Here is a 14428-nt window from a genome sequence, read left to right on the forward strand (position 1 = left end):
TGCTTGGCAAGTCGCCAGACTCCGCACCTTGCCTTCAGTCGCTCGAATTCGCCTCTGGCCAAACTTCCATTGCCAGTTTGGCAATTCGCTTCAATGAAACGCTTGTTGCTCCGTCATGGGCTTGTACCGACATGCCTTGAATCACCATCGCGAAATAGGCGGCCAAGCTGCTGGTGTCCGTACGTTTTGGCAGTTCGCCTTCGTTGATTGCGCGATCTAGGCGCAGCTTGATGGCGGCCTGCGCAGCTTGCCGTAGCTCTACCATCTGAGTCAATAAGTCTGTATGCGCCGGGCCAACTTGCAGAGCCCCGCTGGCGATCATGCAGCCCGGAGCATGGCTCGAATCGGTGTACTGGTGAGCGGCATTGGCCAGAATTGCCGCAACAGCCTCCCGCGCGCTGCCCTTGGTATCAATAAGCTGCTGAACACGTGTGCCGTAGCGCAGCAGGTAGAGTTCCACTGCTTCGCGGTATAGCCCCTCTTTGGAGCCAAAGGCTGCGTACAGACTTGGCTGAGATATGCCCATGGCCGCGGTCAAGTCTGTTGTCGAGGTCGCCTCGAAGCCCCGGCGCCAAAACATGTCCAGAGCGATCTCGAGTGCCACGTTGCGGTCAAACGCACGCGGCCGGCCGGCTGATCGTTTTGTGCTCGGAGGGATCAGGTTCATCTAAACGTTGCTTAATCTATTCAATCTTCAATCTTCAATTGACAAGCTTGCGCTCACCACAAAAATATGTACAAAATTATACATAAGCAGAAGCGCCATCAAACCCGTTGCGCCAGCCAATAGCAGGCATCTACTCATGCTGCGAACGAGGCCATGGGTTCGTATTCAGCAAGTTTCTGCCTTCTGAGCGCCCCAGACCGGCGACCGACGTCGTCCACCCCCGAGGGGGTCAAGAAAAGTCGGGGCGGCCCATCCCATCCCTTTCTTGTCAGTGCAAAGGCTAGCCCTGATTCAAGCAACGCAGCAAGGCTTGGCCAATTCTTACTGAGCCATCGCCCATAAACAGGACAAATTTCAATGCCCCTCATCAAACCTATTTCCGGAAAACTCAGGGCAGCAAGCCTGCTGAGCAGTATCTTGACCTGCACAATGGCCCTCGCCGCGAACCCTGCGGACATGACTTCTCTACCAGTACCGGACGGCTGCGCCTTGGCGGAGACTGCAAGCAGCAAAGTGGCCGCGAGCCCTGCACACAAGCAGGTATTTCCGCCCGTTGCCCTGCAGATCAGGACTGTCATCGCCCCGACCGCCTTTGCCAGTGGCGGGCGAAACTATCTGATCTACGAGCTGGACTTGCAGAACTACTCGGACCAAACGATGGATTTGCGTGCCATTGAGGTATTGGACGCCAGCAAGGCGACGGCAAGGCCGATCGCATCGTTCAATCAAAGCCAGCTCAAGGCCCAACTGCGTCCCATAGGTATGGATCATTGGCAGTACCACGCCCACCCCCATGGCGATGCCAATCGCAAGCTCGGTACGGGGCAAAGTGCGGTGGCATTTCTCTGCCTGGCATTTGAAGGCAAGCAGCCGATGCCTAGCCAATTGCGCCACCGCGTGCATCTGGAGAACGACAGCACCGACGGCCCCTTGATCCCGGTTCAGCTCACCCCGGTGCCTGTATTCGGCGGCCCGCTAACAGGCGGCGACTGGCATCCCCGCAACGGCCCGCACCTCGATTCGCATCACCGCATGGGCCTGGTCGTCACCGATGGGCTGGCGCAAAACTCAAGGCGCTTTGCGATTGACTGGCGCAAACAAAAGGACGGCTCGCAATATGTGGGTGACGCGCGCGATGTGCGGGCCTACCACGCCTATGGGGAAAACGTGTTGGCCGTCGCCGAAGGGACGGTCGTCTTGGCGCGCGATGGCTACCCAGACAATATCCCCAGAACGGCGGCTGGATTCGAGCCGGCCTTGCCGATCACGATGGAAAACCTCGGGGGCAATCGGGTAGTGGTTCAACTGCATAACGGTCAATTCGCCCAGTATGCGCATTTGCAGGCGGGCTCGGTGAAAGTAAAACAAGGGCAGCAGCTGGTTCGCGGGCAATTGATCGGGCTGGTCGGCAATTCGGGGGATTCTCGGGTGCCTCATCTGCACTTCCAGTTGACCAACCAGCCGGACCTGTTCGCCAGTGAAGGCTTGCCCTATGTAATCGAGCAATTTCGGATGAAGCCAGCCGGGACGGAATGGTCGACCCGGACCCAAGAATTCCCCTGGGGTGATGACACGGTGATCGACTTCGGTCCCGCTGTGGACCGTGCTGAAGCTGGCCTCGGCCGGTGAGTTCGGCGCCCATCACCCATCACCGCCAGCAGGACATGCGCGCGGCTGATTAATGCCCTCGCGTTGAAGCCGGCTCGAACACCGTCGCCACGCGCGCCGCAGCGGCCAGCCTTCTTACAGCCTCTTCTGAAGATAATGAGATGAACGATTTTCATCCTGCTTCTCCGTTGATGCCTGCCAAGTCGCTATTTTTTGCGCGCGACATCGCAATGGCATGCGCGTCGGTTCAAGCAGGCGGCACAACATCATGTTGGCGCCGCCGGCTCATCGGTTGAAGCTGCTTAAAGCCCAAGATCGCTCAAGCTTGCATGCTCATCGGGCCGGCGACCTTGTGGCCAAAGGAACAGGCGCTCGTCGGCTCGGATGGGAAGGTCGTTGATGCTGGCGTGGCGCACGGCCATATACCCCAACTCATCGAATTCCCAGTTCTCGTTGCCGTAGGCGCGGAACCAGTTGCCGGCTTCGTCCCGATACTCATAGGCGAAGCGCACGGCGATGCGGTGACTATCAAAGGCCCACAGCTCTTTGATCAAGCGGTAGTCCAACTCGCGCGCCCATTTGCGTTCCAGCAACTGCCTGATTTGCTCGCGGCCGCGCGGGAATTCACTGCGATTGCGCCAACGGCTGTCACTGGTATAGGCCATCGCCACGCGCTGCGGGTCACGGCTGTTCCAGGCGTCTTCGGCCAGGCGTACTTTGAGAATCGCACTCTCCCTTGTGAACGGTGGCAGCGGCAGGCGGGGGGCTTCTTGGGACATGGGTTTACTCACTTTTCTGGGCTCTGGTTGGCGGATGTCTGGGGCCTTGCCGGCAGACCGAGTAGCGCTTGAGCAAGGCTGGAGTCAAGCCCAGCGGCGTTAAGCGGCCGCTGGCACAAGATCCATCAAAGATCTTTGGGAGCCCGGTTCTTGATCTCTGGCCAGCTGCTATTGGCCTTGACCAGATTGCCGGCGATGTCTTCCGACCATTTCTTCTGCACGTCCTTGTTGACGTTCAAGTAGAGCTTGTTGTCAACAATCTTCCAGGCGTTGATGTCGCCATCGAGCTTCTTGTCCAAGGCCACGCCCATCGCGCAAAAGCCGCCATATTGGGGAGCGAACTTGTTCGGGTCGGCCTTGAAGGCGTCGCGGTTGGCGGCGCTGGCAAATCGGTAGCTCGCACCCCGGTGTTTGGCCGTGAATTCGGGCTTGCCGGCCGTCGGCACGCCGACGGTGAAATAGGCCACCGGGTCTATACCCTGCAAAGCCAGGCCTTGTTGATCAAGATTGAGCTCGCTGGTCGAATTTTGCTCATAGGCCAGAGCCAGCTGAGGCAAGGTAGCCAGCAAACCGGCGCCGATGATCAAGGCGGCCAAGAGGCTGCGGCGAGCGATTGAAGTGGTATTCATGATTGAAGTTCTCTCTATGCTGGGCGGAGTGGATCAAGCGGCCGACTTGGCAGTCACGAGAGGAAAGTCGATATCGGTCTGCGCCACGTTGTTGACGTAATTGGTTAGCACATTGAGTGCCACATTGAGGACGATTTCGACCACGCTGCCCTCATCAAAGTCGGCGGCGCGCAAGGCGGCCAGGTCGGCATCGGCCACAAGGCCGCGCGCTTCGGCCACGCGGCGGGCAAAAGCCAGCGCTGCGGCGGTGCGCGCATCATCGGACTTGCCCTCGCGCGCAGCGTCAACTTCGGCCGCGCTGATCTTGGCGACGTTGGTGGCCAGGTAGCTATGCGCCGACAAGCAGTAGTCGCAGCCGTTGAATTCGGCCACGGTCAAGGCGATGCGCTCGCGCAGCTGCACGCTCAGCTTGCCCTTGGCCAGCGCGCCGTTCAGCGCCAGATAGCCTTCCAGCGCGGCCGGGCTGTGGCCGACCAGCTTCATCAGATTGGGCACCACACCAAGTTGCTGCTGCACGGCGGCAAGCAAAGGCTTGGCTGCGGCGAGAGATTGGTCGACGGAAGGGATGCTGATGCGTGACATGGTTATTTCCTGAGCAAAGTGGATAAAAGGGGTTTCCAGTGGTTCGTCTGCCGGCGCTTTGGCGTCATCAGCGAATGACTGAACTGTCCTTTATTCGATGGTTGATTAGAATCACCGGCGCCACCAATACACCGTTACGCCAGGAGAAACAATTGGACCGTCTGCACCTGATCAATGTCTTTGTGGCCGTGGTGGATGCCAGTGGTTTCGCCGGCGCTGCGCGCAAGCTGAACATCTCGCCGCCGGCCGTAACAAGGGCGGTCAGCGAATTGGAAGAACACCTCGGCGTACGCCTGTTCACGCGCACCACCCGGGTCGTGCGGGTGACCGATGCAGGGGCGCGTTATGTCGAAGATTGCCGGCGCGTGTTGGCCGATCTGGCCGAGGCGGATGAGTCGGTCAGCGGCATGCATGGCGCGCCGCGCGGGCGCCTGACTCTGACTGCGCCGGTGCTGTTTGGTGCGCTTTTCGTCACTCCCATCGTGACCGAATACCTGCAGCGCTATCCCGAGGTCAATGCTTCCTGCTGGTTTCTGGATCGGGTAGTGAACATGATGGATGAAGGCGTGGACGTGGCGGTGCGCATCGGCGAGTTGCCTGACTCCAGCATGCAAGCGATACGCGTCGGACGGGTACGGCGAGTGATCTGCGCCTCGCCCGACTATCTGGCCGCGCATGGCATACCGCAAACCCCAGAGGCGCTGACACAGCACAGCATTATTTCCGCCAGCGCCGTTTCACCAACGCCGGAATGGCGACTGTTTGACAAGGGTGAGCCAAAGTTGATCAAGCTACAGCCGCGCATGCTGACGACCACCAATGATTCGGCGGTGGCGGCTGTGGCTTCGGGTTTTGGCCTCTCGCGGCTGATGTCCTATCAAGTGGCCGAGCATTTGCGCGCGGGCAGCATCAAGATCGTCCTGAGCGAGTTCGAACCGCCAGAGTTACCGATCCATTTGATCCACCGCGAAGGCCGCCATGCATCCAAGAAGGCGCGAGCCTTTTTGGACCTCGCGATTGAACGCCTGCGCGCTGACCCGTCCATCAATTAATACTCGCTGTATCGGGCCTGCGGGCTCGGTTTAGGCCTTGGCCTTCAGCGCGGAAAGGGCGCTATGGCGCCGCCGGATCGGCTTCGATGATTCGGTTCTAACGGTTCCGGCTACACCAGCAACTCGCGATCTGTGCAATCACTGAGCAGGCGCGCAACCAAAAACCGGCAAGCAATTCTGCTGTGCTTGCATGAGGCTTGCTCTGAACTGAAGCAGTCTTGTTTCATTTGCGGGCCTGCGCCCTGCTCTTGAGGATTTGCTTCCTCCACTGCGCGACCGACGCGGTGGCCGACGCGGTGGCCGACGACTTGCGCAGCCTAGCAACATGCTGTGGCCTTCCATGCGCACGCCGGTCCGACAACTCCCCATCGCCCTTGCGTCGCTGCACCGTTTGCACAAGCTCGGGTTGAAGCTTGCTTGGCCTGTCGCGCAATAAAAACATACAGGTCTATAAATATTTAATGCACACCCAAAAATTTTGACATAACATACAGACTTGTACACAACAAAGTATCAGGCGCATGACCTCTTCATCCCGTCAATTTCAATTGCTCAATTCCGGCTCTGCGCTGGTACTTGAACTCAAATCCGTCCAAATCCCAACGCCAAGCGCCGGCCAGGTGCTGCTGCGTATGGGCGCAGCAAGCCTGAACTATCGCGATCTGCTAACTCAAGGAGACAGCGCATCTACAAAGGATGGCCTGGTTCCTCTGTCGGATGGTGCTGGCACGGTGATCGCTCTTGGTGCTGGTGTAGCGCGCTGGAAGCTTGGCGACCGCGTAATGGCGAACTTCTTCCCCGGCTGGGTGGATGGCGCTTTCAATCCCACTCAGCTGGGCAATGCCTTTGGAGGTGGAACCACTGACGGCATGTTGGCCGAGCATGTGATCGTCGATCAAAGCAGTTTGGTGGCAGTCCCCGAGGGCATGAGCTTGGAAGAAGCATCTACCCTGCCCTGTGCTGCCTTGACGGCATGGCATGCCTTATTCGAGCGCGGCGGCATCAAGGCCGGCGACACCGTCTTGGTGCAAGGCACCGGTGGCGTGGCCTTGTTTGGCTTGCAATTGGCCACGGCGATTGGGGCCAAGGTCATTGTGACCTCATCGTCAGATGCGAAGCTGGCGCGCGTCAAGGCGATGGGTGCCTGGCAAACCATCAATTACCGCAGCCACCCAGATTGGGAAAAAGTCGCGTTGGACCTGACCGGTGGCCGGGGTGTTGATCACATTTTGGAGCTCGGCGGCCCAGACACCTACGACCGCTCTATTGCAGCCATCGCTCCAGGCGGAAAGATTGCGCAAATCGGCGTTTTGACCGGCTTCGCATCTCAGCCCAATATCTTGCCGCTGCAATTCAAGAATGCCTCGATCAACGGTATTTGCGTAGGCAGTGTCGAGCAACTGAAACGCTTGGTGCAATTCATGGCACAGCACCAGATCCGTCCGGTCATTGATGAGCAATTCGCTTTTGAAAGTGCGCCCGAGGCCTATGCCCAACTCAGCGCAGCGACCCACTTTGGCAAGCTGGTGGTGAAGATCGCCTGAAGCCGAATTCGGCCCGACTTCCGGCCATTTCGAAACCCCCTCCTCCCGAACGCATCACCGTACAACGGGATCTATTCTGTAGTTTTCAAAGGAAATATTTGATGAGCAAGTTCCCTATCCACACGATGGAATCCGCTCCCGAAGGCAGCCAGTCACTGCTGCGAGGTGCCACTCAAGCCTACGGCTTCATGCCCAATTTGCTGGCCGGCATGGCCAACGCCCCTGCGCTGCTGGAAGGCTATATGACCCTGGCAGGCATCTTCAACAAGACCGCCCTGACGGAAACGGAACGCCAAATCATTTTGATGACCGCAAACCGCATCCACGGTTGCACTTGCTGCATGGCAGCGCACAGCTTCATCTCCAGCAGTTCGGGGGTATCCGCCGAAGTAGTGGCGTCGTTGCGTAATAACAGCCCCATCGCCGACGCCAAGCTCGAAGCCCTGCGTCAGTTTGCGATCGTGATGGTCAATAGCCGTGGCTGGCCAGAACCCAAGGATGTGCAAGCGCTTGTCGCCGCCGGCTATGGCCAACAGACTGTGCTGGAAGTGATTCTAGGCATCAGCCTGAAGGTCATGTCCAACTACACAAACCATATTGTGCAAACTCCCGTGGATGGTGTCTTCGCCTCGCACATCTGGGTCGATGGTCAGGCTGGCAAGTAAGCAAGCATTCCGGTGCGGGTATTTTCATAGCCGCACCGTCCAAATAACAATTTAGGAAATTTATGCGCGCTTTTATCACCGTGGACTTCACACCCACAGACAAAGAAGAATTGCAGAAGTATGGTGCCGCAGTGCCCGCGACCTTGGCCCAATTCTCCGGCGCCTACTTGGTGAAGGGTCCGGCAGAACAGTTGCTGGGCGACAGCGGTTTTCAAATGCAGGTGATCCTGGCATTCCCTTCAAAAGAACAGGCATTGGCGTGGTACCACTCGCCCGAGTACCAGGCGCTGGTACCAGTCCGAGATGCGGCCATGCGATCACAATTCCGACTTGTGGGCGCTGTGCACTCGCACCCAGTCGAGCCCGAGCTCCCGTAAAGAGCCCGACCAATGTCAAGTGGAATGCAAAACTCAGTTTGCCAACTTTGCCAAGGCGCGAATCACTGCCGGGCGAGCCGAGATGCGGGCAAGCCAATCCTCCACGGCGGGGTAATTGGCAGCATCGACTCCCGCATAGTTCAGTTGCCGAAGCCACCCATAGTTCATGATGTCGGCAATTGAATAGGACCGGCCTGCCAACCAGGGTTGAACTTGCAGCCTGGCCTCGAGCACTGCGGTGAGTCGGCGCGACTCATCTTGATAGCGTTGAACCGCAAGCGGTATTGGAGAACTCTGGCGCATGAACCAGCCTGCCTGCCCAAACATTGGCCCCACCCCGCCAACTTGGAAAAAGCAGTACTCCATTGCACTGACGCGCTCTCTCGGATCTAAGGGCAACAAGCCATGGAACTTCTCACCCAAGTACCAAAGAATGGCCCCTGACTCGAACACATTCAGTGGTTCACCATCTGGCCCGTCACTGTCAACAATGGCAGGGATCCGGCCATTCGGGTTGATGTGTAGAAACTCAGGCTGCTTTTGCTGGTTGGCACTCAAATCGATACGAACAAGACGGTAAGGCAGCCCCAGCTCTTCCAATGCGATTGGAACCTTGATGCCATTCGGCGTGTTCGCTGTGTAGACGTCAATCATTTCTTATCCTATATAGCCAAGAACTCTGAACCAATTCAGGTACCCGGAAGGCAGTCAATGCATTGGTCAATCGCCGATGGCGCCAATTGCAGTTTGCTGCGCAGATGGCGCAGCGCTGTACGCAAGCCTTCTTCAATGACCGGATGGTAGAAAGGGCTGTCGATCATTTGCTGAACGGTGTCTCCTCGCTGGGCGGACCAGGCCAGCAAATGGCCGAGGTGCTCGGCAGCCGGTCCTATCATTTCAGCGCCGAGGAAGCGACCAGTGCCTGGTTCACCATAGACATGCAAGGCCCCTTGATTGCGACCCATAACCCGGCTGCGCCCTTGGTCTTCAAACGACACTACGCCGGTTTCAAAGGCCTGGCCATCACGTGTCAGCTCGGCATGGCTGGCTCCCGCGAGCATGATCTGCGGTTCACTGAATACGACCGCCAATGGCGCTCTGCGCAGCCGCAGCCTGACGTCAGGAAAGCGACCAGCGTTGTCGCCTGCAATGCGCCCTTCGTCAGCGGCTTCGTGCAGTAGCCCGCGGTCGTCGAGCGCATCGCCGGCAATAAACACCGGTGAATTTCCGACCTGCCCAGAGCGTCGGTCGAAAACTGGTACCCCGTTGGCAGCAAGCTCCAGTCTTGTCATTGACAGTCCCAAGTTGTCGATATTGGGGCGTCGGCCCATGGCGGCCAAGAGGTAGTCAAACTCCTCTTCGTGACGCACGCCATCGGATGCGATCCACTGCAAGCTCACGCCCTGCTCATTGCGGCGCGGCCGGATGTCCTGAGCCGACAGCGACATCGCCAGCTCCTTTTGGAAAACATCTCGAGTCACGCTCTGCAATAGGGGGTCGCTCAGCGGCCCAACACGCTCGGTGCGCCCAAACAAGCGAACGCGCACGCCCAATCGATGAAGCGCTTGCGCCAACTCCAGGCCAATGACTCCGGTGCCGACTACCGCAACCGAAGTCGGCAAGGTCGACCAGGCGAACACATCATCATTGACTATGAGCCTGTCACCCAACTCGCGCCGCCAAGCCTCGGGCACAGCCGGGCGCGAACCTGTCGCAATGACTATCCGCGACGCGTCTACGCGGGTGTGCCCACCGACATGCAAGGCCATATCTTCTACAAAGCGTGCATGGCCCCAAAGTCTGTTCTCGGGCGGCCATTGCTCCACGGTATCGAGCACGAAGCCGACAAAGCGATCACGCTCACTGATCACTCTAGCCATGACCTCGGCACCATCAATATTCACCTTGCCTGCATGCACGCCAAATTGCCCGGAATGTTTGACGGCGTGGGCACTCTCTGCGGCGGCGATCAACAGCTTGCTGGGCATACAGCCCACGCGCGCGCAGGTGGTGCCATAGGCTTGACTTTCGATCAAAGTTACGCGGTCTGTATGAGCCAATGCGGCCCGATAGGCTGCCATACCGGCGCTGCCCGCGCCGATGATGGCTACGTCAGTTTGAATGGTCTTCAACTTTGAGACTCCTATTGCTGTGTGGCAGGACCAAACCATGCATAGACGCTGCAACTGGCTTTCAAATATTGCCTGTATAGCCAGAACTGTGCAGTCGGCAGCTTTGTCAGGACATGAGCGTTTTCACGATAAGGCTGGTCGAGAAGCAAGTCATCAAGGCACTCGATAAAGAATGGGGCGGGAAGCATGGATTTCCTAAGGAAGTCTTTTGTCTATGCCCCCACTGTGCTTGTTCGAGCGTGAGAACAGAAGCCGCTAAATTGCCAAGGCTGTATTGTTCGAATAGGAACAATGGCGATCTATTGATCGCCCTTCATTAAGATTTTTTGGCGACCGCGAGATCTTCCTCAGTACGGATGCTAAAGAAGTCCACCGAATTCAGCACCTGTTTGGCTTGATGTTTGAGGCTGTCTGCAGCTGCGGCGCTCTCTTCGGCCAAGGCCGCGTTGTGTTGGGTGACGCCGTCGATCTCTTCTATGGCTGAACCTATTTGGCCGACTCCTTGACGCTGCTCTTGGCTGGCGTCGTTGATTTGACGGAGTAGCCCAGCGGTCCGGGAAATTGCGTCAACGACTTCGGTCATGGTGTGGCCGGCTTGGTCGGCAAGATTGCTGCCCTGCTCGACCCTTGCAACGCTGCTGTCGATCAAGCCCTTGATTTCCTTTGCAGCCTGGGCCGCACGTTGAGCAAGACTGCGTACCTCGCTTGCCACTACCGCAAATCCACGGCCATGTTCGCCAGCCCGCGCGGCCTCGACGGCAGCATTGAGGGCCAGAATGTTTGTCTGAAAAGCTATACCGTCAATAACAGAGGTTATGTCAGTAATTCGGCGAGAACTTTCATTGATCTGCTTCATGGTGCTCACCACCTGCGCCACCACCGTGCCTCCCTGGCGCGCTACGAGGCAGGCTTGTCCTGCGAGTTGGTCGGCAGAAGTTGCAAACTGTGCGGTCTGCTCCACGGTTGCCTGAAGCTGACTGACGGCCGAAGCCGTGTTTTCGAGCGAACAAGCCTGGGATTCGGTTCGATTTGACAAATCGACACTGCCATCGGCAATTGCACTTGCATCGGCACCCACACGTTCCGCTGAATCGCGCACTGCACGCATGACCGTCGCAATCGACTCGACGGTGGCGTTCAAACTCTGACAAATATCCAGCAACTCATCTTGACCGGCAGGGAGATCAACAGGTTTGAGAATGCCTAGCCTTAGCTGCGCCGACAGCTTTGCAGCGCTGGCCACCGAGCCTGCGATGGAGCGCAGCGTCGCACCTACGAACCATAGACTGATACCCGTGCCAATCAGCCAAAGCGCCAACGAACCATTCTGCAGTCGTTTGTACAGAGCCTGGGCCGTTTCCACGTCCGCTATCGCTCTGGCGTCGGCCAATTTTTGCAATTCGGCAATCGCCTTTTCTATCTTGCCGTAGGACTTGAAGGTGGTTGTGACGACCTGCACCGCTGTCTCATAGTCGGCGGCGTCAAGAGCGTCGGCGGCAGGCGTCATGGTCTTGACGATGTAGTCGTTCAATCCTTGCTCGATCTCAGCAATCAGCGCTGGTTCTTCGCCGCGATGTTCAAGCGAAGCGTATTGCGACCACATTGTTTTGACATCCTTGATGGCCAACCGTATGTAGTTGCTGTGCAAAGTGATTGGATGGCTATGCAATTTGGAAGCAGGAACCGCTGGGTTGTGCACATAGCCGGCATTGATATGCCCGCGGCTGTTTTTAAGGGTTGCGTCGATACGCCCCAGCAACACCGCGGGCACCATATTGTTCGAATGAACGCGAGTCACGGCATCGGCAGTGACTCGGAGTGCCAGCGCTGAGGACACGAAAACCGCGGCCGGCAAAAGCACCACCAGAGCGGCGATAGCAAGTAGTTTTGTCTTGAGTTTCATGGACTGCTTTCTTTGAACAGGGCTCTGGGAGCATTTCCGCTACGCTAAATATGAAGTTCAATGCGGCGAAGCAGAGTTCGCAGTGAACTGTTGTCGCGCAAGCCAACTATTGCTTGCCGCGATTGCCGACTCGCCCTTCAAGATGGACGGGAATATTCAAAACCACATCAGCAGACAAGATCTCTACCGGGTAGTAGTACTCAAGGATGCGAAGCAAACTACCGTCGTTTTTTGCAGTTATGGTTGCGGCGCGTATTTTCTCGACGTCGGACTTGGCTACGTTGGTGGAATTTAAGTAGATCCCGACCTTGGCTCTTGGCAGGTCTGACAGGAGCGAGTATCGAAAATCGGGGGGCAAGCCGGCAGGGCCACGGCCGCTATGCATCGATCCGTAAAGCAGGGTCGGCGGCAAGATGGTGAACTTGGCGCGACCTGCCCGCAACATCGCATGGACGGTTTTCAAATCACTGACCAAGTCAAGCCTGCCCTCCTGGTCCATCTTCTTAATGAAGGCGTCATAGAGATCACCCCAGCTGTAGTTGCGCACCACAACGGCTCGCCAGCTTTTGCTGGTGAGCAGGCTCTTCAAATCAGGCATGGTTTCACGATCCCAAGATGCGGTGATCAGCTGAGGCGTCAATTCCATCCAAGCAATGAAGTCGGCATGTTTGTCTCTCATCGTCGACTGCGTCGCAGGTGCGAGTACGTCGACGTTGTTGGCAAAAAAGTCCCTGTCCAGTCGGCTGCGGGGCAAGACCGGGAATTCAAATTGGCACCCAGCCAAAGTGCCGATGAGGCGCATGAAGTCTGGAAACACGCCAGCGACCTTGTCTTCTTGGAGTATTACGTTCAAGCCTGTCGGCGATGCCGGAGCAACCAATGTCCGCTCACAACTTTGCGCCGCGGAAGCCAAAAACAGGCAGCCCAAAAACGCCCAGAAAATGAGTACCCTTTGATTGAAACCACTCCCAAAATTGCCAAAGCCATAGACGAATGCCTCTGAGCGCATCGCCGCGCTTCCGAATCCAAGCTTGGGCATCGACTTGCCGGTAAACAACATGGGGCCCTCTTGTGATAACCGCTTAATGCAAGGTTGGAAATGCTAGTCTTGGCCGCAGCAAGTTTGAAGCTCCCTTTGGCGGAAGGAAGCATTCCAAAATTCGCAACAATTGCCCCGATCGGCTTTCAAAATTTGCTGAAAACTGTATCGATGCGTGGTCAGCACTCACAAGAGTCGCTCGCAAAAAAACCGTGTGATTTGTAAGTTATTACAAAACACCCGCCCCCCCAGAATGGCCAACCAGCGCTAGTGGCAACGAATCTTTTTCAGGACCCTCGCCGCAGAAGCGCCCATCAACCGTTCCACTTTTCGGAAGAGACTATTGGGAATACTGGCCGTTCCCCTCGCAGCCTCCAGAAGAGATAGTTCAGTCATTCGCCGGGTAGCACTTGGCGGACTTTCCCCAGATTCATTCTTTTAACTTTCTTTCCTGGAGTCTTCAAATGTCAAAGATCGGCACTTCTTCCTCGCGCCACTTCCTGGCCGCAATCATTGCCGCCGCGGCAGCCTTCATGGCCATCGTGCCGTCGACCTCGTTCGCGGTGAAAGCCACCGGCGGCGAATACAACACGCTGTACGCCGGCTTGGGCGCCAAAGGCTATGACGTGGTGTCCTATTTCACCGATAAAAAGCCGGTGCAAGGTTCGGACAAATTCACCCATTCCTACGGCGGCGTGACTTGGCAATTTGCCTCGGCCGAGCACCGTGACACATTCAAAGCCGACCCGACCAAATACGCACCACAGTACGGCGGCTTCTGCGCTTGGGGCGTGGCTCAGGGCAAGCTGTTTGATGTGGATCCGGTGAATGGCTGGACCGTCAGCAACGGCAAGCTCTATTTGAATTTCAATGCCGACCTGAACAAGACTTTCGCCCGCGACACCGCCGGCTTCGTCGGCAAGGCAGAGAACAACTGGGCCGGCCTGAACAAGTAAGTCTGAACAGGGCCCGACCGTGAGCCTTGGCACGCGGGTCCTTCCAAAGTTTTTTTGACCGGAGATGGGCTTGAAACCAATCCACCAAAGTCGCTATGTTCTGCTGGGGCGATGGCTGTTGGCCTCGATTTTCATCCTGGCAGGGCTGGCCAAGCTGGCGAGCACCGAAGTTGTCACTGCCGGCCATCTCGCCAGTGAAGGTTTGCCGCTGGATCGCATGCCCACGCTGCTGATTGGCGGATTCGAGCTGATTGTGGGTTTTTGCCTGGGGCTTGGCGTGCGGCTTCGCTGGACCGCACCGGCGCTAGCTATTTCCACGATCATCACCAGCTTGTTGTTTCATCAATTCTGGGCCGTTGCGCCGGAATTCCAGTTCGCTCAGCAACTGCTATTCATGAAAAACATCGGCCTTGCAGGCGGCCTGCTTTTGGCTGCAGGCGCTAGCGCCAACATCACAAGAACCTAGTAGTCAGGATGGGCAGGATTTGCGTCGCT

At 57.3% G+C, this 14428-nt stretch carries 15 protein-coding genes; 7 read left to right on the forward strand and 8 right to left on the reverse strand.

Going from position 1 to position 14428, the window contains the following annotated elements; genetic code table 11:
- Positions 1-34: 34 nt before the first annotated feature.
- Positions 35-667 carry a TetR/AcrR family transcriptional regulator gene (locus tag LNV07_RS14820; RefSeq protein WP_263571932.1) on the reverse strand — a complete coding sequence of 211 codons (633 nt, stop codon included), beginning with the start codon at positions 665-667 and terminating at the stop codon, positions 35-37.
- A gap of 357 nt (positions 668-1024) precedes the next feature.
- Here LNV07_RS14820 and LNV07_RS14825 point away from each other — a divergent pair, with 357 nt between their 5' ends.
- On the forward strand, positions 1025-2296 hold the full coding sequence (locus tag LNV07_RS14825) for a M23 family metallopeptidase (protein WP_263571933.1): 1272 nt from the start codon (positions 1025-1027) through the stop codon (positions 2294-2296).
- Positions 2297-2577: 281 nt separating this feature from the next.
- Here LNV07_RS14825 and LNV07_RS14830 read toward each other — a convergent pair whose 3' ends face one another.
- The 3 genes from LNV07_RS14830 to LNV07_RS14840 form a co-directional block, all read right to left on the reverse strand.
- Entirely contained in the window at positions 2578-3054 is a 477-nt protein-coding gene (locus LNV07_RS14830) for a nuclear transport factor 2 family protein (protein WP_263571934.1), read from the reverse strand.
- Between the two features lie 125 nt (positions 3055-3179).
- Complete coding sequence (locus LNV07_RS14835) at positions 3180-3683, reverse strand: YHS domain-containing (seleno)protein (RefSeq protein ID WP_263571935.1); 504 nt, start codon at positions 3681-3683, stop codon at positions 3180-3182.
- A gap of 33 nt (positions 3684-3716) precedes the next feature.
- Positions 3717-4265, reverse strand: coding sequence for a carboxymuconolactone decarboxylase family protein (locus LNV07_RS14840; protein ID WP_263571936.1), 549 nt, complete (start codon positions 4263-4265; stop codon positions 3717-3719).
- A 152-nt stretch (positions 4266-4417) separates the two neighbouring features.
- Here LNV07_RS14840 and LNV07_RS14845 point away from each other — a divergent pair, with 152 nt between their 5' ends.
- The 4 genes from LNV07_RS14845 to LNV07_RS14860 all read left to right on the forward strand — a co-directional run bounded on the left by LNV07_RS14845 (position 4418) and on the right by LNV07_RS14860 (position 7903).
- Complete coding sequence (locus LNV07_RS14845) at positions 4418-5317, forward strand: LysR family transcriptional regulator (RefSeq protein ID WP_263571937.1); 900 nt, start codon at positions 4418-4420, stop codon at positions 5315-5317.
- Positions 5318-5838: 521 nt separating this feature from the next.
- Positions 5839-6861, forward strand: coding sequence for a zinc-dependent alcohol dehydrogenase family protein (locus LNV07_RS14850; RefSeq protein WP_263571938.1), 1023 nt, complete (start codon positions 5839-5841; stop codon positions 6859-6861).
- Between the two features lie 101 nt (positions 6862-6962).
- Positions 6963-7526, forward strand: a complete 564-nt coding sequence (locus LNV07_RS14855; protein WP_263571939.1) for a carboxymuconolactone decarboxylase family protein — start codon at positions 6963-6965, stop codon at positions 7524-7526.
- Between the two features lie 62 nt (positions 7527-7588).
- Complete coding sequence (locus LNV07_RS14860) at positions 7589-7903, forward strand: DUF1330 domain-containing protein (protein WP_263571940.1); 315 nt, start codon at positions 7589-7591, stop codon at positions 7901-7903.
- 33 nt (positions 7904-7936) lie between these two features.
- Here LNV07_RS14860 and LNV07_RS14865 read toward each other — a convergent pair whose 3' ends face one another.
- From LNV07_RS14865 to LNV07_RS14880, 4 genes are all read right to left on the reverse strand, one after another.
- Positions 7937-8557, reverse strand: coding sequence for a glutathione S-transferase family protein (locus tag LNV07_RS14865; protein ID WP_263571941.1), 621 nt, complete (start codon positions 8555-8557; stop codon positions 7937-7939).
- A 35-nt stretch (positions 8558-8592) separates the two neighbouring features.
- A complete protein-coding gene (locus LNV07_RS14870) occupies positions 8593-10035 on the reverse strand; it encodes a dihydrolipoyl dehydrogenase (RefSeq protein ID WP_263571942.1) in 1443 nt (480 codons plus the stop codon).
- A 316-nt stretch (positions 10036-10351) separates the two neighbouring features.
- Entirely contained in the window at positions 10352-11938 is a 1587-nt protein-coding gene (locus LNV07_RS14875; protein WP_263571943.1) for a methyl-accepting chemotaxis protein, read from the reverse strand.
- A gap of 106 nt (positions 11939-12044) precedes the next feature.
- Positions 12045-12998 (reverse strand): substrate-binding periplasmic protein, encoded by a 954-nt coding sequence (locus tag LNV07_RS14880; protein WP_263571944.1) that lies wholly within the window; start codon positions 12996-12998, stop codon positions 12045-12047.
- A gap of 443 nt (positions 12999-13441) precedes the next feature.
- Here LNV07_RS14880 and LNV07_RS14885 point away from each other — a divergent pair, with 443 nt between their 5' ends.
- Both LNV07_RS14885 and LNV07_RS14890 read left to right on the forward strand, forming a co-directional pair.
- The gene (locus LNV07_RS14885) at positions 13442-13933 is read left to right on the forward strand and encodes a YHS domain-containing (seleno)protein (RefSeq protein WP_263571945.1); all 492 of its coding nucleotides are present in this window, start codon (positions 13442-13444) and stop codon (positions 13931-13933) included.
- A 64-nt stretch (positions 13934-13997) separates the two neighbouring features.
- Positions 13998-14399, forward strand: a complete 402-nt coding sequence (locus tag LNV07_RS14890; protein WP_263571946.1) for a DoxX family protein — start codon at positions 13998-14000, stop codon at positions 14397-14399.
- The last annotated feature ends 29 nt before the right edge of the window (positions 14400-14428 follow it).

It is taken from the genome of Roseateles oligotrophus, from assembly GCF_025717515.1.
GTDB classification, from domain to species: Bacteria; Pseudomonadota; Gammaproteobacteria; order Burkholderiales; family Burkholderiaceae_C; genus Paucibacter_A; species Paucibacter_A oligotrophus.